This is a genomic window from uncultured Eudoraea sp. (assembly GCF_947490415.1).
Lineage (GTDB): Bacteria > Bacteroidota > Bacteroidia > Flavobacteriales > Flavobacteriaceae > Eudoraea.
Window position 1 is genome coordinate 279,500 of the sequence record NZ_CANLGX010000002.1, and the last position, 26,323, is coordinate 305,822.

Annotated in this window: 20 protein-coding genes; 16 read left to right on the forward strand and 4 right to left on the reverse strand. The window is 38.4% G+C overall.

Annotation, left to right across the window (positions count from 1 at the left end; genetic code table 11):
• Positions 1–304: 304 nt before the first annotated feature.
• Entirely contained in the window at positions 305–715 is a 411-nt protein-coding gene (locus Q0874_RS06190) for a DUF4293 domain-containing protein (protein WP_299160726.1), read from the forward strand.
• 192 nt (positions 716–907) lie between these two features.
• Here the strand turns inward: Q0874_RS06190 and Q0874_RS06195 are convergent, their stop codons facing one another.
• Entirely contained in the window at positions 908–1,402 is a 495-nt protein-coding gene (locus tag Q0874_RS06195; RefSeq protein ID WP_299160728.1) for a metallophosphoesterase family protein, read from the reverse strand.
• 148 nt (positions 1,403–1,550) lie between these two features.
• Here Q0874_RS06195 and truA point away from each other — a divergent pair, with 148 nt between their 5' ends.
• Entirely contained in the window at positions 1,551–2,324 is a 774-nt protein-coding gene (gene truA, locus Q0874_RS06200) for a tRNA pseudouridine(38-40) synthase TruA (protein ID WP_299160730.1), read from the forward strand.
• Entirely contained in the window at positions 2,296–4,062 is a 1,767-nt protein-coding gene (locus Q0874_RS06205; protein ID WP_299160732.1) for an ABC transporter ATP-binding protein, read from the forward strand. The genes truA and Q0874_RS06205 overlap by 29 nt, the downstream gene beginning before the upstream one ends.
• A gap of 14 nt (positions 4,063–4,076) precedes the next feature.
• On the opposite strand, the gene Q0874_RS06210 is transcribed toward Q0874_RS06205, so the two are convergent.
• From Q0874_RS06210 to folP, 3 genes are read right to left on the reverse strand one after another with little or no spacing between them, the layout of a single operon-like run.
• Positions 4,077–4,859 carry a DUF3667 domain-containing protein gene (locus tag Q0874_RS06210; protein WP_299160733.1) on the reverse strand — a complete coding sequence of 261 codons (783 nt, stop codon included), beginning with the start codon at positions 4,857–4,859 and terminating at the stop codon, positions 4,077–4,079.
• 2 nt (positions 4,860–4,861) lie between these two features.
• Positions 4,862–5,647, reverse strand: coding sequence for a diadenylate cyclase (locus Q0874_RS06215; protein WP_299160735.1), 786 nt, complete (start codon positions 5,645–5,647; stop codon positions 4,862–4,864).
• 45 nt (positions 5,648–5,692) lie between these two features.
• Positions 5,693–6,526: a dihydropteroate synthase gene (folP, locus tag Q0874_RS06220; RefSeq protein WP_299160738.1), complete on the reverse strand. Its 834-nt coding sequence runs from the start codon at positions 6,524–6,526 to the stop codon at positions 5,693–5,695.
• Positions 6,527–6,639: 113 nt separating this feature from the next.
• On the opposite strand from folP, the gene Q0874_RS06225 reads away from it, so the two are divergent.
• The 13 genes from Q0874_RS06225 to Q0874_RS06285 all read left to right on the forward strand — a co-directional run bounded on the left by Q0874_RS06225 (position 6,640) and on the right by Q0874_RS06285 (position 26,305).
• The gene (locus tag Q0874_RS06225) at positions 6,640–7,197 is read left to right on the forward strand and encodes a DUF1599 domain-containing protein (protein ID WP_299160740.1); all 558 of its coding nucleotides are present in this window, start codon (positions 6,640–6,642) and stop codon (positions 7,195–7,197) included.
• A gap of 5 nt (positions 7,198–7,202) precedes the next feature.
• Entirely contained in the window at positions 7,203–8,300 is a 1,098-nt protein-coding gene (locus tag Q0874_RS06230) for a BT_3928 family protein (protein ID WP_299160742.1), read from the forward strand.
• Between the two features lie 83 nt (positions 8,301–8,383).
• On the forward strand, positions 8,384–9,133 hold the full coding sequence (tpiA, locus tag Q0874_RS06235; protein WP_299160744.1) for a triose-phosphate isomerase: 750 nt from the start codon (positions 8,384–8,386) through the stop codon (positions 9,131–9,133).
• 6 nt (positions 9,134–9,139) lie between these two features.
• Positions 9,140–9,973 (forward strand): 50S ribosomal protein L11 methyltransferase, encoded by an 834-nt coding sequence (prmA, locus tag Q0874_RS06240; RefSeq protein WP_299160747.1) that lies wholly within the window; start codon positions 9,140–9,142, stop codon positions 9,971–9,973.
• Positions 9,974–9,994: 21 nt separating this feature from the next.
• Entirely contained in the window at positions 9,995–10,270 is a 276-nt protein-coding gene (locus Q0874_RS06245) for an ATP-dependent Clp protease adaptor ClpS (protein WP_299160749.1), read from the forward strand.
• An 84-nt stretch (positions 10,271–10,354) separates the two neighbouring features.
• Positions 10,355–13,156: a triple tyrosine motif-containing protein gene (locus tag Q0874_RS06250; protein WP_299160751.1), complete on the forward strand. Its 2,802-nt coding sequence runs from the start codon at positions 10,355–10,357 to the stop codon at positions 13,154–13,156.
• 237 nt (positions 13,157–13,393) lie between these two features.
• The gene (locus Q0874_RS06255) at positions 13,394–16,429 is read left to right on the forward strand and encodes a TonB-dependent receptor (RefSeq protein WP_299160754.1); all 3,036 of its coding nucleotides are present in this window, start codon (positions 13,394–13,396) and stop codon (positions 16,427–16,429) included.
• Between the two features lie 11 nt (positions 16,430–16,440).
• Positions 16,441–17,907 carry a RagB/SusD family nutrient uptake outer membrane protein gene (locus tag Q0874_RS06260; protein WP_299160756.1) on the forward strand — a complete coding sequence of 489 codons (1,467 nt, stop codon included), beginning with the start codon at positions 16,441–16,443 and terminating at the stop codon, positions 17,905–17,907.
• A gap of 23 nt (positions 17,908–17,930) precedes the next feature.
• Positions 17,931–20,048: a hypothetical protein gene (locus tag Q0874_RS06265; protein ID WP_299160759.1), complete on the forward strand. Its 2,118-nt coding sequence runs from the start codon at positions 17,931–17,933 to the stop codon at positions 20,046–20,048.
• Between the two features lie 11 nt (positions 20,049–20,059).
• Complete coding sequence (locus Q0874_RS06270) at positions 20,060–21,700, forward strand: glycoside hydrolase family 16 protein (RefSeq protein ID WP_299160761.1); 1,641 nt, start codon at positions 20,060–20,062, stop codon at positions 21,698–21,700.
• 159 nt (positions 21,701–21,859) lie between these two features.
• Complete coding sequence (locus tag Q0874_RS06275) at positions 21,860–23,377, forward strand: glycoside hydrolase family 30 beta sandwich domain-containing protein (RefSeq protein WP_299160763.1); 1,518 nt, start codon at positions 21,860–21,862, stop codon at positions 23,375–23,377.
• 58 nt (positions 23,378–23,435) lie between these two features.
• Positions 23,436–24,977, forward strand: coding sequence for a sugar porter family MFS transporter (locus Q0874_RS06280; RefSeq protein ID WP_299160765.1), 1,542 nt, complete (start codon positions 23,436–23,438; stop codon positions 24,975–24,977).
• A gap of 8 nt (positions 24,978–24,985) precedes the next feature.
• Positions 24,986–26,305 (forward strand): glycoside hydrolase family 2 TIM barrel-domain containing protein, encoded by a 1,320-nt coding sequence (locus Q0874_RS06285; RefSeq protein WP_299160767.1) that lies wholly within the window; start codon positions 24,986–24,988, stop codon positions 26,303–26,305.
• Positions 26,306–26,323 lie beyond the last annotated feature (18 nt).

A 26,323-nucleotide genomic window follows, 5' to 3' on the forward strand; every position in this document is an offset into this window, starting at 1 on the left:
AAAATTGGAGTATATTCTTTTTTTTTGGGTATTACATGGGATTGAGACCCCAATAGGTAAGTGTTATAAATACTAACGCCACAATATTACAAATTATTTTAAACAAATCATCTCTTATTACTTATTAATTTATTTCTTCCTCTTTTCGTTTTAGCATATGATTTGCACAAATAGATGGTATCTAAACCGCTTAGTCATAGCTGATGCCATAATCTTACACAACTGCGAAGCTATTTTTTATTTTAAATTTTATGGTAATGTTTTAAAAGACATGTACTTTTGCACTTCTATTTTTACATTAATTATGATTCAGCGCATACAAACCGTTTATTTAATTTTGGTCGCTCTCTTTACCGGAGCCTTACCTTTTTATTTAAGTCTTTGGACTGGAAGTGAAGGAAATACTATTTTTGCGATGGATATTAGTTGGGTTGCCGTTATTTTTGGAGCCTCTTCAGCCTTGGCGCTTATCACTATCTTTTTATTCAAGAACCGCAAAAACCAATTTGTTTTTAACAGATTGAACATGATATTAAATCTTTTTTTACTGGGATTTTTCGTTTACCGATCACTAAACTTATCCGGAGAGACCTTGGTCTCTGAGAAGGGTATTGGGATGCTGATTCCTGTATTTTCTATCGTTTTTTTAGTCCTGGCTAACAGGGCCATAAAAAAGGATGAAGATCTTGTAAAATCTGTTGATCGCTTACGTTAAACCTAACATCTTAGTAGTATTAGTGCGCAAGACCCAGGGGTAGTTCCCTGGGTTTTTTGTATATATTTTGGCGCTTCCTCCTTAGCCCTCATTAAATTCGGGCTGCGGATGACCGGGCTTTTCGCTGTATCTTTTTTGCTTTTCTCCCGATTGTGCTTTAGAGGATTGCAAAAAAGGATGCCGCTACTATCCCTAGCGCTTTCCCAATTCTATTACCTCCAGATTCTTTATCTCTTTGTTGTCTATATCAAACCTGAGCATAGTCCTGACTTGATGAAAACCGTTCTTCCCGCAAGAACCAGGATTCATGTGTAAAAGATTTAGTTTTTTGTCCCACATTACCTTAAGAATATGGGAATGGCCTGAGATAAATAGTTTAGGCGGATGCTGTTTGATTTCTTCCCTGATTCTCCTGTCATACCTGTTGGGATAGCCCCCAATATGGGTAATCCAAACGGGTACCTGCTCGCATGTAAACCGGTTGTCCAATGGAAATTCCTTTTGTATTTTATGATCATCAATATTTCCATAGACCGCGCGAACAGGTTTTATTTCAGCTAGCGCATCAGTAACTTCAAAGGAACCAATATCACCTGCATGCCAAATTTCATCGGCCTGTTTGGCATACTTAAGGATAGTATCATCAATATAGCCATGGGTATCGGATAGAAGTAAGATGTGGGTCATTTCTGTAAGAATTTAAAACCGCGTACAAGTGTCAAATAGCTCTGTTTCGCGTTTATAAAGCTATTGTTCAGATTAAGGCAACCCTGAAGCTCCTTAATACTAATAGTTAACTTCGTTATCTTTGCCTTTTACAAAAATAGATAATAGCTTGAGATATTTTGTCGCTTTTTCATACTTCGGACTGGCCTATCACGGATGGCAGCGACAGCCAAACGCTTCTACTGTTCAGCAGATACTAGAAGAATCATTAAGTACATTACTGAAATCGCCCATAAACCTTGTTGGTGCCGGCAGGACAGATGCCGGAGTCCATGCAAAAAATATGTATGCACATTTTGATTTTCAGGAAATCAATAGTCTGACAGACCTTACTTACAGATTAAATGCCTTTTTGCCGGAGGATATTGCCATCCAAAAGATTAGCGTAGTCCCGGGGGATGCACATGCTCGTTTTGATGCTGTGCAACGAACCTATGAGTATTGGATAGTACAAGAAAAGAATCCATTTTATAAGGATGCTGCACATTATGTAAAACACAGATTGGATATTCCGGCAATGAATAAAGCAGCCGCCCTTTTGTTGGAGTATGATGACTTTGAATGCTTTTCTAAATCAAATACAGATGTTAAAACATATCTGTGCAAAATTAAATCTGCGACCTGGAATTTAAAAGGGGAAAAGCTTGTTTTTACAATTACAGCAGACCGGTTTCTAAGGAATATGGTGCGCGCTATAGTTGGAACCTTTCTGGATGTTGGTCTTGGAAAAATGGCTCCGGAAGATGTTAAGACTATTATAAAAAGCAAGGATCGACGCACCGCTGGTGCCTCCGTCCCGGCAAAAGGCTTATATTTGACGAAAGTTTCATACCCTTCAACCATTCTGGATTTTAATGGAGAAAGACACCGGAAAAGCATTTGATTTTAGACTCTTCAAACGAGTTATAGCCCATACTAAACCCTATAGACTTACATTTTATGGAGTGGCCCTGGCTGCCATTTTTCTTTCAGGTTTTGCGGTTTTAACTCCCCTTATAGTCGGTGAAATTATTGATGGTGCAGTTAAACAGGGTGATTCTGAAAAGCTTTTATTTCTTATCCTGGCAATGGCTGCCGTACTTTTCGGACAGGTGCTCAGCCAGCTTAGTTTTAATTATTATGCAAATTGGCTTGGCGAATCGGTTATTAGAGATATCCGGATTAACCTTTTTAAAAAAATGATTGGGTTCAAAATGAAGTATTTTGATAATTCTTCAATTGGATTGCTCGTTACCCGTGCTGTAGCTGATTTGCAGCGTATTGGTGAGATTTTTAGTCAGGGATTTTTTGTTATCGTATCGGATCTTCTTAAAATGATCGTTGTGGCCATAGTTATGTTGATCATCAATTGGAAATTGGCGCTGATCGTGTTTGCAGTTCTTCCGTTAATTTTATATGCTACCAGACTATTCCAACGCGCAATGAAGAAAGCTTTTATAGATGTAAGGGCTGAGGTTTCCAACCTGAATTCCTTTGTACAGGAGCGTTTAACAGGCATGAAAATTGTTCAGCTGTTTACCAGAGAAAAAATTGAAAGTGAGAAGTTTCGGGAAATTAATGAAAAACATATGAATGCCTGGCTAAAAACAGTTTGGTATAATTCTTTCTTCTTCCCTATTGCAGATATCGTATCATCTATTACGGTAGGATTAATAGTTTGGTATGGAGGCCTTCAGAACGTCACCAATATTCAATTAGATGAATACGGGACAATTTTTGCCTTTATCCTATTATCCAGCATGTTATTTCAACCCTTAAGACAGATTGCTGATAAATTCAATACACTTCAAATGGGGATGGTGGCAGCAAACAGGGTTTTTAAAATTTTGGATACAAGTAGTCATATTGAAGATATTGGGACTATTGAAAAAGATCATGTACTCGGAAATATTAAATTTTCAAATGTTCATTTCGGCTACCTTGAAGATGAAGAAGTATTGCACGGGATTTCCTTTGACGTTCAGGTGGGTCAGACCGTGGCCATAGTTGGTGCTACAGGTGCCGGAAAATCAACAATTATCAATCTCTTAAATCGTTTTTATGAGATTAATTCAGGTGAGATCCTGGTAGATAATGTAAATATTACGAATTATAGGTTAGCTTCACTACGCAGGAACATAGCTGTTGTACTACAAGATGTCTTTCTTTTTGCAGATACCATAGCCAACAATATTTCCCTCAGGGATAAAACGATTTCTTTGGAGAATATTGAGGAGGCTGCAAAGCAAATAGGTGTTCATGAGTTCATCAGCAGTTTACCCGGTGGATACCAATACAATGTAAAAGAAAGGGGAACCATGCTTTCCAGCGGTCAGAGGCAGCTAATTGCTTTCTTGCGGGCTTATGTAAGTAATCCCAGTATCCTGGTCCTGGATGAAGCTACTTCCTCCGTAGATACGTATTCTGAACAGCTGATCCAAAAGGCGACAGAAAAGATTACCGACGGCAGAACTTCTATTATTATTGCGCACCGTCTCGCCACTGTGAAAAAAGCGGACAAAATCCTGGTAATGGATGCTGGTAGAATTGTGGAGAGTGGCACACACAAGGAGTTACTCAAAAAAGGAGGCTATTACAATAAGCTCTATGAGGCGCAGTTTATGGCTGAGGAAGTAGCCTAGGTAATTAATTTCTTCTAATTCTTTACAGGTTTAAAATCTTCTATTGTAATTGTTCCAGTTGCGAAAAGTATAACATAAAAAGCTAAAATTAATCCAAAATACCCAATCATTCCTAAAGCCAGGAATAAACACGTTCTAAGTATAAATTGGGCTGGGGAGTATTTATTAAGCCTCTGTATTACATAGACTGAGTAAGCTATCATTAGTGGAAGCATAATTATTGACATCCCCATATAATGCTGAGGGGCAAAGAATAATACAATTAGGCCAATAGGGAATGATACGATACTAAATTGGGCTAAAGTATAGAGAAAAGCTACCAGGTATTCGGAGAATACATATCCTCGCTTATTAAAAGTTAGCCAACCGGCAATTGCAAAGATTGGTATAAATAAAATAAATACTAAGGACGAAAAATCATTTATAATGGGCATTATTTTATCATACAGTTTAGGATTTAGCCCTTGATTAAAGACATCCATGTCCATCTTTATCACAAAAACTTTTTGCATCAGAAAGATAAGCAGACCAGAAAGGGTTAGCGCAATCCCTAAATAACTTATCGGGTTTAGGTATTTTTTTCTAATTCCCGAAATATGGCCATCAATTACCAGCTCGGGTTTTGTAAACAAATTTATAAAGGTTCTAAGAAAAGTATTATCTAAATCAAAATAGCGCTCGGTAACATCATGCGACAGGTTTTTAAAAGTCAACCTGTTGCGTATTATTCTGGCCCCGCAATCAGGACAGTAGTTAAAATCTTCGTTTAGAATGGCACTGCAGTTTTTGCAATCCATAGTTAGAGTAAATCTAATTTAATCCTGTTAGCCAATTCAGATAAGTCTTTATACGGTACAAATTCGCCATTGTTTATATAAGAGATCAATCCGGTTTCTTCACTAAGCACTAAGGCAAGCGCGTCTGTACGCTCCGTAATTCCCACCGCTGCCCGGTGTCTCAAACCAAAACGCAAAGGAATATTACGTTCATTGGATAAAGGTAATATGACTCTGGTAGCTGTAATATAATTATTCTCTATTATGGCTGCCCCATCATGTAATGGACTATTCTTATAAAAGATGCTTTCCAGGATAGGTTGATTAACTTCCACATTCATAGCATCTCCTGAAGATTTTACAAAATCCAGAGAATTACTTCGTTTGATTACCAAAATGGCCCCCGTCCTGCTTCTGCTCATTTTGTCGCAAGCCTTGAGAACTGCATCAACATCCAGTTTGGAAGCAATACCTTCCTGTCTTAAAAATTTAAATCGTTTTACGAAATTCCGTTTATTGGCAAAATTGGTAGAACCAATCATAAGCAGGAATTTCCGTATTTCCTGCTGGAAAACAACAATTAATGCAATTAAACCAACCGACATAAAACCACCAACCACACTACTGATCATTTTCATATCCAGTAATTGGGTCAATTTCCAAAATCCCCAAACGATAACAATTCCAATAAAGATATTGATAGCGACAGTGCCTCGTACCAGTTTGTAGATATAATATAGAAGTATAGCCACAAGGAGGATGTCTATGATGTCCGTGATTCTAAAATCCAGAAAGTTAAAAAAGTCCAATCCTTGTCGTTTTTGTAAAATTAGAAAAAATAGGGGAACAAAAAATTAATCTTCAGTTTGCTTTAAAGCTTCCAATAATTCAATGCACTCCACTGCTTCTTTAACGTCATGAACTCTCAAAATATTGGCCCCTTTGGTTAATGCATAGGTGTTTAGGGCAGTGGTGCCATTCAGCGCCTGATCTGGATTAGTACCTAAGGTCTTATAGATCATGGACTTTCTGCTTAAACCAACAAGAATTGGAAGTTCAAAAGTTTTAAAGAGATTCAGATGTTGTAACAAAGAAAAGTTCTGAAAAGTATTCTTGGCAAACCCAAAACCCGGATCCAGGATTATGTCATTAATGCCCAAAGATTTGGCAACCGCTACTTTTTCTGAAAAATAATAGAGGATTTCTTCCAACAGATTGCTGTAATTGGTTTGTTGTGACATGTTCTGTGGATTTCCTTTCATGTGCATCATTACATATGGGACTTTAAATTCCGATATGGTTTGCATCATTTTAGCATCCATATTTCCGGCAGAGATATCATTGATCATTGCAGCTCCGTTTTCAAGGCAACGCCGGGCTACAACACTTCTGAAGGTATCTATAGACAAAAAGATATCCGGAAAATTCGTAATCAGCAGATTTACAACGGGCAAAATCCTTTTTATTTCTTCTTCTTCAGAAATATTGGTTGCACCCGGTTTTGAACTATAGGCTCCCACGTCTACAAAAGTGGCTCCTGCTTCCAGTATTTTTTCTACCTTTTTTAAAATGGAGACTTCATCCTCGTGTTTTCCTCCATCATAAAAAGAATCGGGGGTAATATTTAAAACCCCCATAACTTTAGGCTTTTTTAAATCAATCAATGTGCCCTTGCAATTTATTGTCATAGGATTTTTTTAAACCATTTGGAGTGCAAATTATTTTGAAGACCAAGATTAATCTACGAACTTTGATGTTTCCATTATTTTGGGTGAAATTTACGCAAATTAGAACAATTTACATGCAGCAAACCTCGGAACAATACGATGCCATAATAACTACTTGCAGGGACTTATTTTCAAAGAAGATGAAGGATTATGGAAGTGCCTGGCGAATATTGAGGCTCCCTTCTTTAACAGATCAAATTTATATTAAGGCTCAGCGCATTAGAAGTTTACAGGAAAACGAGGTCCGAAAAGTAGACGAAGGCGAAAAATCTGAATTTATTGGGATTATCAATTACTCCATAATGGCACTCATACAATTGGAAAAGGGAGTTGCACAGGAACCCGATTTACCTCCGGCAGAAGCCATTAGTTTATACAACAAGCATGTGGGGGCTACCAAATCGCTTATGGAAAATAAGAATCATGACTATGGGGAAGCCTGGCGCGATATGCGGGTAAGTTCATTGACTGATCTTATTATTCAAAAATTATTAAGAGTTAAACAAATTGAGGATAATAAAGGAAAAACTTTGGTTAGTGAAGGAATTGAAGCGAACTATCAGGATATCATCAATTATTCTGTCTTTGCACTGATTCATATGAACGAAGCTAATAATCAAAAAAAGCAATAAACAGTATGAAACACCTGGTTGGCTTTTCACGAGTTTTTGTTGGAATACTCTTTATTATCAGCGGTTTTATTAAGCTTAATGATCCGGTTGGCTTTTCGTTCAAACTGGAAGAATATTTTAGTCAGGGAGTACTCGATTTGCCATTTTTAATGCCTTATGCTCTGGCAATATCAATTTTTGTAGTTATTTTTGAAGTGGTATTAGGTGTATTCCTCCTAATAGGCTATCGCAAGAGTTTTACACTCTGGAGTCTTTTACTCATGATTGTGTTTTTTACTTTTCTTACCTTTTATTCTGCTTATTTCAATAAGGTAACAGATTGCGGTTGTTTTGGAGACGCAATTAAATTGACCCCATGGGAGTCATTCACAAAAGATGTGGTCCTGCTGGTGCTTATCTTAATTTTATACTTTGGCAGGCAACATATCAAGCCACTTTTTAATCAGGGGGTCAGACAAATAATAGCTTTGGTAGCTGTAGTTATATGTATTATTTATGGAAACTATGTGCTTAACCATTTGCCTGTAATCGACTTCAGGCCCTATGAGATTGGGGCCAATATAGAAGATGGCATGGAATTTCCCGAAGACGCTCCCAACGCCATATTTGAATATGCATGGAAATTCAATGTAAACGGAAAGGAACAAGTTTTGGTTACGCAAGGAGAATACCCTGAGGTTGATGGTGAATTTATAGGTGTAGAGACCGAAGAAATACAGAAGGGGTATGAGCCTCCAATACATGATTTTACAATAGAGCAACAAGGCGAAGATTTTACGGCTTTATTAATGCAGGAACCTAAATTACTGATAGTAATCGCCTATGATTTGGCTAAAAGCGAATATGAAGCCTTTGAAAAAATAAAAATAGTTTCCGATAAAGCTGATGGACTGGGGTATAAAGTTATAGGAATGTCTGCCTCGAATGAGGATTGGACACGAAAAATAATAGAAGAATATCAACTGGGATTTGAATTTTATTTTACCGATGAGACAACACTGAAGACCATTGTTCGGTCTAACCCCGGGCTTTTAATCCTGGAACGGGGCACTATTACTCAAAAGGTACACTTTAATGATATTGAAGATTTGGAGCTTGAATAATTTATGGAGTCCTCACCATGCAGCAATCGGTAATGAATAACTAGAAACAAACAACACTTATTGTAAACATAAAAAAACTAGAAATGAGAAGTAAAATAGTAGCCGGGAATTGGAAAATGAACAAGAACTTAAGTGAAACCAAGGCTTTGTTGAGTGAATTATTAGAAAAATTACCGAAGACAGAGGCAAAGGTTATTGTGGCCCCTACATATGTTAATCTGGAAAGTGCGGCCCGTATTTTGCAATCATCAGACATAAAAGTCGCTGCCCAGAATATGCATTTTGCCAAAAGTGGGGCTTATACCGGTGAAATTTCTGCGGATATGCTTCTAAACATCAATGTGGATACCGTAATTATTGGGCATTCAGAGCGCAGGGCATATTTTGGAGAAACAGATGATCTACTGGCCAAAAAAGTGGAAGCTGCATTGGCAAATAACATGCAGGTAATATTTTGCTTTGGAGAAGAATTGGAAGAGCGAAAGTCGGGCAATCATTTCAATGTCGTAGAATCACAGCTAAAAAACGGTCTTTTTAACTTACCAGCTGAGGCGTGGCAACATATAGTTCTTGCCTATGAACCTGTCTGGGCCATAGGTACAGGAGAAACTGCCTCTCCCGAACAGGCTCAGGAAATGCACGCCTTTATCCGTAAGACGATTACAGAAGCCTATGATTCGTCAATAGCGAATGAAGTATCCATTTTGTATGGAGGAAGTGTAAAACCTTCGAATGCCCAGGAGATTTTCTCAAAACCCGATGTGGATGGGGGATTAATAGGCGGGGCAGCTTTGGTAGCAGATGACTTCATTGCCATTATTAAGGCCATCTGAACTTTTATGCAAGAACTCTTTCTGGAATATCGATTTTCGATAAATCCATTGCAACCTGCTGTGGATATCTTAATAGCTGAACTGGCCGAACTGGGTTTTGACAGTTTTTTGGAAACCCGGGATGGTTTGCTCGCTTATGTCAAAAAGGAGTTATGGAACCCCGCGGACTTGCGAAATGTACACATCCTTGCCAATGAAGATTTTGATATTGATTATGAAGTATCTGAAATAGTACAGGAAAACTGGAATGAACAATGGGAAAAGAATTTTGAACCTATTAATGTAGATAATCAATGTGTTGTAAGAGCCCCATTTCATGAAAAGCAGGATGTTGCCTATGATATAGTTATAACTCCTAAGATGAGTTTTGGTACCGGGCACCATGAAACTACACATATGATGCTTGAAATGGTTTTGGCATTAGATTTCAAGGATAAGTCTGTATTGGATATGGGCTGTGGAACCGGTGTTTTGGCCATTCTGGCCGCAATGAAAGGAGCCCGTTCTGTGGATGCAATTGATATAGATAACTGGAGTTATCTGAATGCTATGGAAAATGTTTCTGGTAATGGCTGTGAACAGATTAAGGTGTTTGAAGGTGATGTTAGTTTATTGACAAACCAAAGCTATGATATCATCTTAGCGAATATAAACCGCAATATTTTGCTGTCAGATATCTCAGTTTATGCAGGGCATCTGAAAAAAGATGGGGTATTACTTTTAAGTGGTTTTTATAAAGAAGATATTGCTCTTATTTCAAAGGAATGTGCCGCCCACGGACTTTCATTTCAAGAAAATCTGGAAAAAAATAACTGGGTTGCTTCAAAATATGTATTTTAGTTAATACAAAAACCTATCTGTATGAGTACTAAGGAAAAAGTCTCCGAAGAACTACTTTTGGATGAGGAGACGTTAAAACAAAATGAAATAGTATTGTTCAATGATGAAGTAAATACCTTTGAGCATGTTATTCATACGTTAATTAATGTTTGTGAACATACCGCAGAGCAGGCAGAACAATGTTCATTAATAGTTCATTATAAAGGCAAATGCACGGTCAAAACAGGGGAATATAAGGAATTAGAACCCCGTTGCAGCAAATTATTGCAAGCAGGATTGAGTGCTGAGATTGTTTAAGTTTTTAATGTTCTGTATGTTTAATAAGAGAGATAATATTCTTTTCTTACCTTTAAAAGAATAGTTCCTCTTTATACGCTTAATTTGAGAATAGCCTTTATTCTTCTGTTATTATTTTGCAATTTCTTGGGTTATACTCAGGAATTACCTCCTATTCAAAATTACGCTCCCGTTGATTACGGGGCAGGAACACAAAATTGGACAATTTCCCAGTCCGGGGAAAAGTTTATTTATGTAGCCAATAATGCCGGGTTGCTTGAATTTAATGGAGCTCAATGGAAATTGTACCCTTCTCCAAATGGCACTTATATAAGATCTGTTAATGTAGTTGGAGATTTAATTTACACCGGATGCTATATGGAGTTTGGGTATTGGGAGAGAAATGAACACGGAATTTTGAATTATGTTTCCCTGACTAATAAACTTGAGGAAGATTTAATTGAAGATGAACAATTCTGGAATATCCTGGAATTTGAAAAATGGCTATTGTTTCAGTCATTAGATCGTATATATATTTATGATACAACCGATAAGACCTTTGATATTCTGGAGGCTAAAAGTATCAGGGCGAAAATTTTTAATGTTGATGATACCATCTATTTTCAAAATGTAAACGAGGGTATTTTTAAGATAGAAAATGGGAAATCGGTATTAGTTTCCAATGATGAGGTAATTAAGAAAAACGTCGTTGTAGGGGTGTTTTCTATTAATAATCGGTTATTAATACTTACGGAACGCAGTGAGTTTTATTTCCTCACGCCAAAAGGTCTTGAAAGTTGGAATATTGAAGGAAGTAAAGAATTGTCCTCGGTTAATGTATATAGCAGTTTACGCCTGGAGGACGGTAGTTTCATTTTGGGAACAATTTCAAAGGGTATTTATCATCTGGATACCAATGGACGGATTATTAGAAAAATTAACCAGGCTAAAGGATTAAATAACAATACGGTACTTTCAATATTTGAGGATGTTGAAAACAATCTTTGGTTGGGATTGGATAACGGGATAAGTACCATAAATTTAAATTCTCCATTTAATGAATATATTGATAAAATCGGAAGATTAGGTGCTGTCTATGCCTCAATTATTTTTGATAATATTCTTTATCTGGGAACAAATCAGGGCTTATTTTATAAGAGGCTGAATGAGGAAGGGGATTTTGAGTTTGTTGAAAAAACCAACGGCCAGGTCTGGTGCCTTAAATCTATCGACAATACATTATTCTGTGGTCATAATGCGGGAACTTTTGTTATTGAGGATAATTTGGCAAAGCAAATATCAGAATTTCCAGGGACCTGGAATTTTAAGGCCATTTCAGATAATCCTAATCTAATTCTGCAAGGTAATTACTCCGGGTTGAGTATTATTGAGAAATTAAATGAGGAATGGCGATTTAGAAACAAAATAGAAGGTTTTGACATTTCCAGTCGTTTTATAGAATTCATAGGGCAAAATCAAATTTTAGTGAATCATGAAAACAAAGGAATTTTTAATATTTCCGTAGATAAGGATTTTAAGCGAGTATTAAATATTGAAGAAGAAACATCAAAAGGTATTGGTTCCAGCCTTATTTCCTATAATAACAATCCCCTGTACACTACTAATAATGGGGTTTTTAAATATGACAGAGAACATAAGAAGTTTACATTAGATTCTTTATTAACCGGTAAATTATTTAATAAAGATGAGGGTATAATAGGGGTTTTGAATGCGGATAATAATGCAAATAGGCTTTGGGGGTTCACAGAATCTAATATTGTATATGTATCTCCTGGTAAATTTAATAATGAGCCTCAAGCGGTTAGAATACCGGTTCCATCATACTTTAGGAGAATTCTGGGAGTCCCGGGATTTGAATCGATTACACCTTTAAATAAACGACTATACTTAATCGGAATTTCCAATGGATATATAACATTGGATTTAGAAAAGTTGAAGCCCAAAGAATACATAATTAGTATAAATGGAATTTCGAAGGAATTTCATGATGCACCAGGTGACAGAATCTCTTTTAATGGTCCAAGCGAACTTGATTTTAAAGAAAATAATCTAAATTTTTCATTTGGGGTAGCGGAGTATGATAAATACTCGGAGGTAAATTATCAGTACAAGTTGGATGGCGCTTATGACAATTGGAGTAATTGGTCTTTAATTCCGGAAATATCCTTTAAGAATTTACCCTATGGAGATTATAAATTTAATGTTAGAGCCCGTGTGGGTAATACATTAACAAAAAATACGGCAACTTATGAGTTTGTTATCCTTCGCCCCTGGTACGCATCTGTTTGGGCAATTATCGCATATGTCTTAGCCGCACTATTTCTCGCTGTGCTAACCCATAAAATATACCGGGGATATTATAAAAAGCAACAAAAAAGACTTTTAAGTGAGAACAAAAGGAAGCTTAAGCAGAAAAAATTGAAGGCTCAAAAGGAAATTATTCAAATTAGAAATGAACAACTACAAAATGAGATAGAAAGTAAGAATAGGGAACTTGCCATCTCCACCATGAGCATTATACGAAAAAATGAATTTCTAAACGCTATCAAGGACCAGTTAAAAGATAGTGAATCTGATCTTCAGGTGCGTAATGTAATCAATATTATAGACCGGAATATTAATAATTCAGATGATTGGAAATTTTTCGAAGAAGCCTTCAATAATGCGGATAAAGGATTCTTAAAGAAAATCAGGAAACTACACCCTGAATTAACACCGAATGATCTTCGTTTGAGTGCTTACCTGAGACTAAACCTTTCATCAAAGGAGATAGCACCCCTGTTAAACATATCCGTTCGAAGTGTAGAGGTCAAACGATATCGATTGCGTAAAAAAATCAACCTTTTGCACGAAGAGAGTCTTACGGACTACATTTTAGGACTCTAGTAAAGTACTACATTAAGTTATTTTACCACAACATTACCTATACAGGGTTTTTTATCTTAAGGTTCTGTTAATTTTTCTAATCCTTTATAAAATATGAAACCCTTAATATTTTAGGGGTTTTTTTGACTAAATGACAAAAACACTACATTATATTTATCATGTATGTTTTTTGTAGTGGTAGTATTTATAAATACCTAACACCAAAATTATATATTGCCAGTTCAAAATATACTACACATGAAGTACTTTGTTTTATTTCTTACACTCCTATGTTGTATGTCTGGACTATGGAGTCAGGACCTGACGATAAGCGGAAATGTTAAGGACGCATCATTTGATCAGCCCTTACCCGGTGTTAATGTTATAGTTAAGAACGAAACAAGAGGAACGACCACAGATTTTGATGGAAATTTTATTATGGATAATATGAGTGTAGGTGATATACTCGTGTTCTCATATCTTGGTTTTATTACACAAGAAATAACTATTCAAAATTCCAATCTGCTATCTGTTGTCATGCAAGATGACGTAAGTGCATTGGATGAGGTAATTGTAGTGGGCTATGGGACACAAACTAAAAAAGAAATTACAGGAGCCGTTGCTGTTGTAGGGGCAGAAAGTATTGAAGAATTAAATCCAACACGTATTGAACAAGCCCTACAAGGTCAGGTAGCCGGGGTACAGGTAACCGCAGAATCGGGCTCACCGGGTAGTGCCTCAAATATCCGTATAAGGGGTATTTCTACGAATGGGGATAACCGACCTCTGATTTTAGTAGATGGAAATGTTATAGAGGATCTAAGTGTTATTAATCCAAGTGATATTGAAAGTATAAATATTCTTAAGGATGCCACAGCAGGTATTTATGGTGTAAGGGCTGCGAATGGTGTAATCTTGATAACTACTAAAACAGGTAAGCGAAATACCGAATTAAAGTTTAATTATGATGCCTGGGGAGGCTTTCAACAAACTTCAAGGCAAATCCCTGTTTTGAATGCAACAGAATATGGCATCATTGTTAATGAAGCCTTTTCGGCAGGGGGAGGCAGTTTGCCTTATCCGGATGTTTCCTCTTTAGGGCGAGGCACAGACTGGCAAGATGAAGTATTCCAAACTGCACCGATAATTAACCAGAATATTACAGTAACAGGAGGCGGTGAAAAAACAACATTCTCTGTAGCATCTTCTTATTTAACTCAGGATGGTATAGTTGGTGGACCTAAGGCTAATTTCAGAAGATATACGAACAGAGTTAACTTAAATTCTGAAATTTTTGAAGATTTCAACGTAGTGGCCAACCTTTTATACACAGGTACAAATCGTAAAACACTTCCTGAAAATTCCTTGGGATCGGTATTGTTTAATGCACTTAATAATGCACCTACTTTTGCTGTAAAGGAAAGAAATGGTGAATATACCCTCGCCGAAGGCTTGGGAAATGAAGTAATTAACCCACTTGCTCAGGTTGAGAATAATTTTAATCAGATTGATGTAAATAAAATAAGCGGAAAATTAGGAGCAAGTTATGTTTTCCTGAATGATTTTACAGCCGAGACCAGCTTTCAGTTTAACTACGCAGAGGTTAAAGGAAAGATATTTATCCCTACGGTATTTTATGGTTCGGGTAAAGTATTTAATAATACGGGGAGGCCAACGCTTTTAGTAAATAAGGATATATTCAGGGATTATACTTTTGACGCGTTTATTAATTATGATAAAACCCTGGGTGAAGATCATAATATTAAAGGTACCCTGGGAACATCTATTTTTGAAACCAGTGGTGTGTTCTCGGGAACTACGCAGGGATTTTTTGAATCGGATGTAGACTTCGCAAATGCCGAAATTGAGGATACAGTAGATAGAAGAAATGGCTTGCAGGATAGTGGATTAAGCGGCAAGTTTAGAGACAGGCTTTTATCTTACTTCCTTAGAGCCCAGTATAACTATAAAGGCAAATACTTGATATCAGCAATAATCAGACGGGATGGATCTTCAAAGTTTGGACCCAATAATAAGTTTGGTTATTTTCCTTCAGGATCCGTTGGGTGGGTAGCTTCTGATGAAGCCTTTTTAGAAGATAGTAAGGTGTTTGATTTTATGAAATTCAGGGGAAGTTACGGTATTGTCGGGAATGACAGAATTCCAAGTAATGCCTTTAGATCTGTTTTGTCAGGTGAAGCTGCTTATGTTTTCTCCAATCAACTTGTTTTTGGTAAAGCGATAGGGGTGCTTTCAAATCCGGAAATTCAATGGGAAGAACAAAAAACCTTAGATGTTGGGGTAGATATGAGATTGTTGGGCAATAGGGTTGATATCACAGCAGATTATTTTAATAAAAGAACAGACGGACTCTTATTACAACCTCCGGTTTCCGGAATATTGGGAGCTGCTGCTCCCGGATCCCAACCCCCTGTTGTAAATGCAGGAATCGTTGAAAATAGTGGATTCGAATTTGCTATAGGATACAGTAATGACTCTTCCAATGATTTCACTTTTGGAATAAATTATAATGTTACTTTTTTAAATAACAATGTAGTCTCTGTAAATAATGGAGTCGGGTTTATTGCTGCCGGTTCTTTTGGTGTAGGCCAGGACCCGCCATCCAGAATGGAAGCAGGAAAACCTATTGGATATTTTTATGGGTTACAAACCGATGGTATTTTTCAGAATCAGGCAGAAGTTGATGCTCATGCCACTCAGCAAGATGCTGCTCCCGGAGATTTGAGATTTGTGGATATAAATGGAGATGGCGAGATAGATTCAGACGACAGAACAGATCTTGGAAACCCAATACCCAATGCAACTATGGGGCTAAACTTTTCATCCAAATACAAGGACTTCGATTTTACCGCTTATGCCTTTGCGTCCATAGGAAACGACATTGTAAGAAATTATGAACGAAATCAACCCCTTGTAAATAAATCGGTTTATACTTTGAACAGGTGGACGGGTGAGGGATCTACTAATTCTTTTCCGAGGGTGACTACGGGAGCAACACAAAATACACTGTTTTCAGATTTCTATGTCGAAGATGGTTCGTTTGTTAGATTACAAAATGTACAATTAGGGTATACATTACCGGCCGATGTAATTGAAAAAGTGGGGATAGATAAACTTCGATTTTATATTTCAGTGAATAACCTGTTTACCCTAACTAAATATAAAGGTTATGACCCAAGTGCCTCTTCCGGAGACCCTATAGGCGCCGGAATTGACCAGGGATTTTATCCGGTACCCCGAACCTTTCTATTAGGACTAAATCTTAAATTTTAAAAGTAGTAAAGATGAAAAATAACATAACTAAATATTCATTGATCGCCTTTATTTCTGCTTTTGTTGCTTTCTCTTGCAGTGACAGTTTTGTGGACGTTGATTCATTTAACGAAGATTCTGAAAGTTTCTTTAACTCTGAAGAAGACTATGAGGATGCCCTTATTGGCGCTTATGATTTGCTGCAGTCAAGCTATTTAAATGTTTTATTAGGTGAAATTGCTTCAGATAATACGGTTGCCGGTGGTGAGAGTGCCACAGATGTTCCCGGAATACAGGAAGTTGATAAAATGGCACATACCCCGGTAAATGCACAATTGAGAGATATTTGGACCTGGATGTTTGCAGGAGTAAACAGGGCTAATTACATTTTAGAATTTAAGGATAAGACGGATTTTCCGGATAGAGATAAGATTATTGCGGAAGCTACTTTCCTTAGAGCGTATTTCTATTTTGAACTTGTAAAATGGTTTGGTGATGTTCCTCTTGCTGTAGATCAAAGATTGCTTTTCGGAGACCAGGATGTAGTTGACAGAACTCCTAAAGCAGAGGTTTATTTTCAGATTGAACAGGATTTAATATTTGCTGTGGCGAATCTTCCTGTAACACAAGATAAAATAGGCAGGGCCACAAAAGGAGCTGCTCAGGCACTTTTAGGAAAGGTTTATTTGTATCAGGACAAGTTTCCTGAAGCCTCTGTAGTCCTGGAAGAGGTAATAAATAACGGGCCTTATGATTTATTGGCAGATTATAGCACGATGTTCGAAAATGACAATGAGAATAATATTGAATCTGTCTTTGAAGTACAATATACTGATGAAGAAGGAGCAGGATTTGATTGCCTTCAATGTAGTGAGGGTAATGTGGCTGTAGGTTTTAACGGCATTAGAAACTACACCGGACCTTTATTTGAATCTGGATTTAGCTTTAATGTTCCCAGGCAGGAAGTGGTAGATGAATTTGAACCGGGGGATACAAGAAAAGAAGTGGCTATTTTGGATATTGAAGCATGGGCAGCACAAAATAGTGATGTATCCTATACCGAAGGATTTGAGCATACAGGATATTACAATAGGAAGTATATAGCCCGTCAGGGAGGTTTAAATACTGCTGATGCGAATCTAACGCGTCCTAATAATTACCGGGCAATTCGTTTTGCGGATGTCTTATTAATGGCAGCCGAAGCATTTAACAGGGGAGGTATTGATGACAATAAAGCCCAACAATTTCTGAATAGGGTTAGAAATAGAGCCGCTCTGGACGATGTAACCGTAACAGGGGGCGAATTAACAACGGCAATATATAAAGAGAGAAGGGTTGAACTGGTAGGTGAAGGTCATCACTTTTTTGATCTGGTAAGAACCGGCCGCGCAGCCCAGCAAATTGATGGATTTACATCCGGGAAAAATGAAATATTCCCAATTCCATCAATAGAAATAGAATTAGCAGGTAACCGATGGGCACAAAACCCGGGTTATTAATAAAAAAAATAAACTTTGATAAAATGAAAATTATAAAGCAATTATCGGTACTATTTTTAGTAATCAACTTATTTAATGCCTGTACAAAGAAGGAGACCTCATATGCATTACAGGAAATTTCCGCACCTACAGCTGTTAGTGCAGAATTTAATATAGCACAGGATGAATCTGGTGAAGTTAGTGTTACACCATCTGCAGTTGGTGCATCTGCCTTTGAGGTTTATTTCGGCGATGTAGAAAATGAGGAACCTACACTGGTAGCCCTTGGTGAAACCGCTGTTCATGTATATGCAGAAGGCGAATTTACTTTAAGAATTGTAGCGGTTGGATTAACCGGGTTAAAAAGTGAGTTAAGCCGAATAGTAACTATTTCATTTGCTGCCCCAACCGATTTGGAATTGAATATCACCGCTTCAGAAACGAATCCTTTTGAGATATCTGTGGCACCAACAGCAACCAATGCAACGGTCTTTGATATATATTTTGGGGAGGTTGAAAATGAAGAGCCTACGACTATAATGGCGGGAGAAACTTCTACTTATGTCTATTCAGAGATTGGGGAGTATACGGTCAGGGTTGTGGCCAGGGGAGCAGGAGCAGCTTCTATTGAGGCTTCTGAGGTAGTAACTGTGGAAGATTCCACATTAACTTTGGCTGAAAGTTTCCCGATCGATTTTGAATCTAATGAAACCTTGTCTGGTGTGTTTGAGGAAGGTGACGGTGTTACCGGGGGTCCCATAGCTAATCCGGATGTATCAGGGATAAATACTTCTGCAACAGTCTATGAATTTAATAAAGCAGCTGGTGCCGCCTGGTATTCCGGTTTATTCCATATATTCCCTCAGGATATTGATCTAAATGCAAGCCAGGAATTTACCATAAAGATATGGTCGCCTAAAGCAGGTATAAATGTAAGATTTCAACTTGAGAAAGAAGGCGGCGGAGGCGGTCCTACGGTAACCGTAGATCAAACGCTTGCAACGGCAAACGAATGGGTTTCTTTAACTTACGACTTCTCAAGCCTTGTAAATGTGGGGGATGCTTATGATAAATTCGTGATCTTTCCAGATTTTGATGACGTGGGTCAGCCTGCAGGAGATGGTTCCGTCTATTATGTAGACGATGTTATTCAAGGTTCTGGAAGTCCGGAAGTAGCTACAAGTTTCCCAATTTCTTTTGAAATGAACGAAACCCTATCCGGGGTGTTCGAGGATTCTCAGGGAGTAACTGGTGCACCTGTAGCTAATCCTGATCAATCAGGTATTAATGTGTCTTCAACAGTATTTGAATTTAATAAAGCAGCTGGTGCTGCATGGTATTCTGGATTATTCCAGATCTTCCCAGCTGATTATGATATTAGCACAACACAACAGTTTACCTTTAAGATCTGGTCACCCAAAGCAGGTATCAATGTACGCTTCCAGATCGAGAAAGAAGGCGGCGGAGGCGGTCCTACAGTTTTCATAGACCAAACGCTTGCTACGGCAAACGAGTGGGTATCTTTAACTTATGATTTCTCAGGCCTTGTAAATGTGGCAGATGCTTATGATAAATTCGTCATCTTCCCGGATTTTGATGACGTTGGGCAGCCTGCTGGTGATGGTTCTGTTTATTATGTGGATGACATACAGCAAGGTGTTCCTCCTCCAACTGTGGCGACAAGTTTTCCGATTGGCTTTGAGTTGAACGAAACACTGACTGGTGTATTCGAAGACTCACAGGGGGTAACCGGAGTGCCGATTGCTAATCCGGATCAAACAGGTATAAATACTTCGGCTACGGTCTTTGAATTTAACAAAGCAGCTGGTGCTGCCTGGTATTCCGGGATGTTTCAGATCTTCCCTGCGGATATGGATATAAGTACAAGTCAGTCATTTACTATTAAAATTTGGTCACCTAAAGCAGGTATCAATGTACGCTTCCAGATCGAGAAAGAAGGCGGCGGAGGCGGTCCTACTGTTTTCATAGACCAAACGCTTGCAACGGCAAACGAGTGGGTATCTTTAACTTATGACTTCTCAGGCCTTGTAAATGTGGCAGATGCTTATGATAAATTCGTCATCTTCCCGGAATTTGATGATGTTGGACAGCCTGCAGGAGATGGATCTATCTATTATATAGATGATATAACACAAGACTAAAAATATTAAATATGAAGAAGGTAATGAAAAAATATGGTTCATTTTTATTGATTTGTCTGGCCTTCATGGCTTGTCAGGAAGATGAGCCTGGTTTGTCAACGTTATTAACTCCCGCTAATTTGAGTATTACCACAGATATTGCCAGTGACCAGTCCGGTAATGTTTCGGTAACCACAACTGCAGACAATGCTCTTAATATTCATGTAATATTTAAAGAAAATAATGATCCTGTGGTAGTAAAGCCGGGTGAACCGGCAACATTCCAATATACCCAATCTGGTCAGTACTCGCAGATAATTACAGTAGTAGCCTATGGTACAGGCGGAACAGCCTCTTCAAAAACCATAACTATTGATCTGGATGTACGACTCTTGATAGATCCGGCCATTTTGCAAAAATTGGCAGGTGATGGCACAAAGCGATGGGTATGGAACAAAGAAGAGCTAGGACATTGGGGCGCAGATGCGGCCTTTAATGATCAGAATGATGGTTTTCCGGCACCGCCGAACAGTATGAATCCATGTCTTTATGATGATGTTTTGGTATTTTCCTATGATGAAAACGATAGCTACGGCTATCAGTTAGAAACAGGAGTTAATGATGAAACCCTGGTTGGTTGGGCAGACGTTCAATATTTTTTCCCTAATGCTACGCCTCAGCAATTTGTAGACGAATGTCACGATATTTCAACCGCCAACAGTACGGCGGTAAAAAGCATTGATACAGATACCAGCTTTCTGGTTGTGGAAGAGGATGGTGAATTATATTTGGAAGTGGAAAACAGTACGCTTTCCTTCTGGTCCGGCGCTTCCAGGTATAAAATTATTGAACTCACGGACGACTTTTTACACGTACGCGGAGACCATCAACCCATACTGGAAACTATAGAGATTGCATATTACCATCAGTTCAGACCCGAAGATTATGATCCTAATGCGGGCTTCGAATCCGAATTTAACACACTTTTTTGGTCCGAAGAATTTAGTGTTGCAGGTACTCCTGATCCGGCTGTCTGGAATATTGATACGGGCGTTTTGGGAGTAGCCGGGACCCCTACCGGTAATAATGAAGCACAGGTATATACCAATGACCCTAACAATATCAAAGTTGAAAATGATGTTCTTAAGATTACTGCAATAGCAGATGGCAGTGGCGGTTACACTTCTGGAAGAATTAATTCTTTAGGAAATTTTGAATTTCAATACGGCAGGGTAGAGATAAGGGCCAAACTGCCTACAGGTGGCGGTACCTGGCCGGCACTCTGGATGCTTGGAGGAGACCTTTTATCCAATCCATGGCCTGGAGCGGGTGAAATTGACATCATGGAACATGTTGGCAACAACCAGGATAACATAATCGCGGCGCTGCATGATCCCATAAATTTTGGGGCAACTCCACGTACGGTTACAACAACGGTGACAGGCGTATCTGATGATTTTCACCTATATTCAATGGAATGGACGGCTTCCGGAATTACCTTCCTGGTCGATAATGTAGAATTTGGAACCATAGCTAACGATGGAACACGTCCGTTTGATAAAGATTTCTTCTTTATTTTAAATGTAGCCATGGGTGGTAATTTGGGAGGAACTATAGACCCTGCTTTCACTCAATCTACGATGGAAGTAGATTACATAAGGGTATATAAATAATTTTCTTTAGTTAATTTGTTTAGCGAAAAAAAGGGTTGGGCCGTTCTTCCTGCCCTTTTTTTTATTACTTTAAAAGCTGAAAATTTTTAAAATAGTTCGTGGTCACCATATTATGATCTATAAGAACCTTTTAGATTTTAAAACTAAATGTCTGGTAAAATGAGTAAACTTAGCGTTAAGCCCTTTTTAAAAGGAAGGTTTGGATTTTTCATTGGTTTGTTGTTCTTAATTAGTTGTTCTCCTGATAAGAAGAAGGATGCAGAAGAATTAAAACCTGAATCAGAACCCGGAATAGTTTTAGTTAAAACACCTAAAGCCGAAGTTTATACTACAGCCCATAAAACCGATCTAAAACTTTCAAAGTCTTCAGGTTTAAATTTTGGCGACTTTAAACAGCCTTTGGAAACTGAAATTGACGTACTCGTTGATCCTACCAAACAATTTCAAACGTTTATGGGAATTGGTGCGGCTTTAACCGATGCTGCAGCTGAAACTTTTTACAAGCTCTCCGAAGAAAATCAGGAAAGATTTTTAGAAGCTTACTATAGTGAGGAAAACGGTATAGGGTATTCTTTGGGAAGAACCATAATCCATAGCTGTGATTTCTCTAGTGGTAGCTATACCTATATAGAAGAAGGAGATGCGGAATTAAAAACATTCAATATTGATCACGATCGCCAATACCGACTGCCATTTACCAAAAAAGCGATCGCAGCAGCAGGTGGTGAATTACTCATGTATGCCAGTCCTTGGAGTCCGCCTGCGTTTATGAAAACGAATAACAATATGTTGCAGGGCGGCAAGCTTAAACCCGAATTTTATCAGTCCTGGGCCAACTATTATGTGAAATTTATTGAGGCCTATGAAGCAGAGGGAATCCCATTATGGGGACTTACCATTCAAAATGAACCCATGGCCGTTCAACGCTGGGAATCTTGTATCTATACCGCAGAGGAAGAACGCGATTTTTTAAAAAATTATTTGGGACCTACCCTGGAAAAAGCGGGTATGGGGGATAAAAATATAATTGTTTGGGATCACAACAGGGATCTGTTATTTCAAAGGGCCAGCGTTATTTTAAATGACCCTGAAGCCGCAAAATATGTTTGGGGTACTGGATTTCACTGGTATGAAGACTGGAAAGACGGCATTCCTATGTTTAACAATGTTAAAAATGTAAATGAAACTTTTCCTGATAAGAATTTAATTTTTACAGAAGGCTGTAACGAAGGTTATGATATTGCCAAAATTGAGGAAGAACGACTTGCAGAACGCTATGGAAGGTCTATGATAAATGATTTTAACAATGGAACGGTAGCATGGACAGACTGGAATATTCTACTGGATGAAACAGGCGGCCCCAACCATGTGGGTAATTTATGTTTTGCTCCGGCACATGGAGACACCAAAACAGGAGAACTAACATTAACGTATTCCTACTATTACATAGGGCATTTTTCTAAATTTATTCGCCCCGGCGCAAAAAGGATCAGTAGCGTTTCGAGCTCAAATTCTTTATTGTCAACTGCATTTGTAAATGTAGATGGTAGTCTGGTGATCGTTGCAATGAATCAAAGCAATGCGCCCTTAGAATATGGTATTACTATGAATTCAAAAACTGCAAAAATTGAAATCCCGGCTCATGGAATACAAACCATTGTGATGTCTGAAGAGTAAATTCCCTTTTTATAAGAAGTACCAAAACAAAAATATAACCAAACCAAGAACCAATACCATGGAAGAATCAGATAAAGTTATAAAAATGAATAAATCCTATACCATTCTCATAAGCCTGATAGTTGCTTTGGGAGGGTTTTTACTGGGATTTGATAGCGCCGTTATTTCCGGTGCGGTTAAAGGAATTACTATCTATTTTGAAATGACAGAATGGATGCTGGGATTTTCTGTGGGCTGTGTCGTTTTTGGTGCCATGGCGGGCAATTTAATGGCCGGGCCTTTGAGCGATAAGTACGGCCGGAAAAATGTCTTGATTTTTGTCGCCGCACTTTTTACAATATCTGCTACCTGGTCTGCCTTAGCTACAGGATATACAGAATTTATCATTGCCCGAATTATTGGAGGCATTGGAATTGGTGGTGCCATACTAATTGCACCCATCTATATTGCAGAAATAGCACCTCCCAAGCTTAGGGGTAGTCTGGTTTCATTTAACCAGTTGAATATCGTTATCGGGATATCCGTTGCCTATTTCTCCAATTACTTTCTCGTAGACATGGGTGAAAATAGCTGGAGATATATGTTGGGGGTCGAAGCTATCCCGGCAGCCATCTATTTTTTGGCCCTTTTTACGGTACCAAGAAGCCCACGCTGGTTGATTACAAAATTAAACCAGGTTGCACTGGCAAGAAAGATCCTCGCAAAGATAGGGGGAGAGGAATATGCTGAGGTGACTATCGCCGAGATTCAACGCGGGGTTGCGAAAAAGGAGGAAAAAGGCAAATTAGCCGATCTGTTTAGTAACAGAAACCGTACGATAATGATCATTGCCCTGGGGATTGCCTTTTTTCAACAAATCACCGGTATAAATGCGGTATTCTATTATGCGCCCACCATATTTGAACAGGCTGGGGGAAGCACAGATTCCTCTTTTCTGCAAGCTATTGTCGTAGGACTCACCAACCTGGTATTTACCTTAGTTGCCATCTGGTTAATTGATAAGTTGGGTAGAAAACCCCTTTTGTTAATAGGTACTACTTTTATGACTATTGCCCTTTTAATGGCGGCATTTGCATTTAATAATGCCACCTATGATTTTAATGACGATACCCTAGCTAAAATAAGTAATGAGGAAATTAGAACAGCATTGACAGATTTCAACGGAAAGTCGTTTGATAGCCAGGCCGCCCTTTTCGAGGAGGTAGAACCTGCAATGGATCAGGACCTTTTCCTTAAGTTTAAACGTAATGAAATAACGAATTTTATTCAGATCAATGCAACCTTAGTGCTTATAGCTATCCTCCTTTATGTGGCATCTTTTGCCATTTCGCTCGGACCGGTTATGTGGACCCTGATTTCAGAAATATTCCCGACCAAAGTAAAAGGAATTGCCATTTCTGTGGTGGGCTTCTTTAACTCATTGGTCAGTTTTTCTGTAACTCAGGTATTCCCCTGGGAATTATCCAACCTGGGTCCAACAGCTACGTTTGCCATTTACGCTTTATTATCCTTCTGTGCGATTTTCTTCGTTTATAAATTCGTTATCGAAACAAAAGGAAAAACCTTAGAAGAAGTTCAGGAAGTATTAATTAGAAAATAGATTTTAAAATGAGAAGTATTGTATGTATAGTTTGTTTGTTCTTGCTCTTGTCCTGCAAGGATAAATCAGAGAAAAAAGAAGTTGAGGTAACTGCTGCTGCGGTTGAAATGCCGGCCAAAGTAGTCGTAAATAAGGAGGCAGGTAAATATGTGTTAAGGGTAAATAATGAACCTTTTTATATTAAAGGGGCAGGCCTGGAGTTTGGTAATGTTCCTGCACTTGCAAGCCATAATGCGAATTCTTTCAGAACCTGGCGAACAGAAAATGGTCAGAAATCCGGAAAGGAAGTACTTGATGAAGCTTACGAAAATGGCATTATGGTAACCATGGGGATTGAAGTTGGCAGGGAAAGACATGGTTTTGATTATGATGATCCGGAAGCAGTAAACAAACAGTTATTAGACATAAAGCAACAGGTTATGGCCTTAAAAGATCATCCGGCGCTGTTAATATGGGGTATAGGAAATGAGCTAAACCTGCATTATGAGAATCCGAAAGTCTGGGATGCGGTCAATGAAATTTCAGAAATGATCCACGAAGTAGATCCAAACCACCTTACTACTACAAGTTTGGCGGGTATTGGCGAAAAGGAAGTTAAGTATATCAAAGAGCGGTGTCCGGATTTGGATATTTTGTCTGTACAGATGTATGGCGATTTACCAATGGTACCCCGGTTAATAAGAGAATACGGTTGGGAAGGACCTTACATGGTAACAGAATGGGGAGCAACCGGTCATTGGGAGGTGCCTAAAACTGCCTGGGAAGCACCCATCGAGCAAAACAGCACGGTAAAGGCGGCAAATTATTTACAACGATATAAAGCCGGAATTGCTTCAGATTCTACCCAGTGCATAGGCTCCTATGTTTTTCTATGGGGTAATAAACAAGAGAGAACCCCCACCTGGTACGGGATCTTTTTAGAAGATGGCAAGGAAACAGAGTCCGTGGATGTCATGCATTATATTTGGAATGGTCAATGGCCGGAAAACAGGACACCCGTTATAGAAAACTACACTTTGGACGGGAAGGTAGCCTTAGACAATGTTTATTTAGAAGAAGAAGGAGAATATAGTGCTACCATAGAAATTATGGATTATGAGAATGATCCCTTAACCTATAGCTGGGAGATTTTACCGGAAAGTACGGACCTGCAGGATGGAGGAGATGAAGAGTCAAGGCCGGAAGCCATTGAAGGACTAGTGGTTTCGCAGGAAGAAGGAACAGTAGTATTTAAGGCTCCGGGGAAAGGGCCGTACCGCTTGTTCGTTTATGTGAATGATGGTCAAAACCATTCGGCAACAGCCAATATTCCTTTTATGGTTAAATAAGATTAAATAATTGATGGC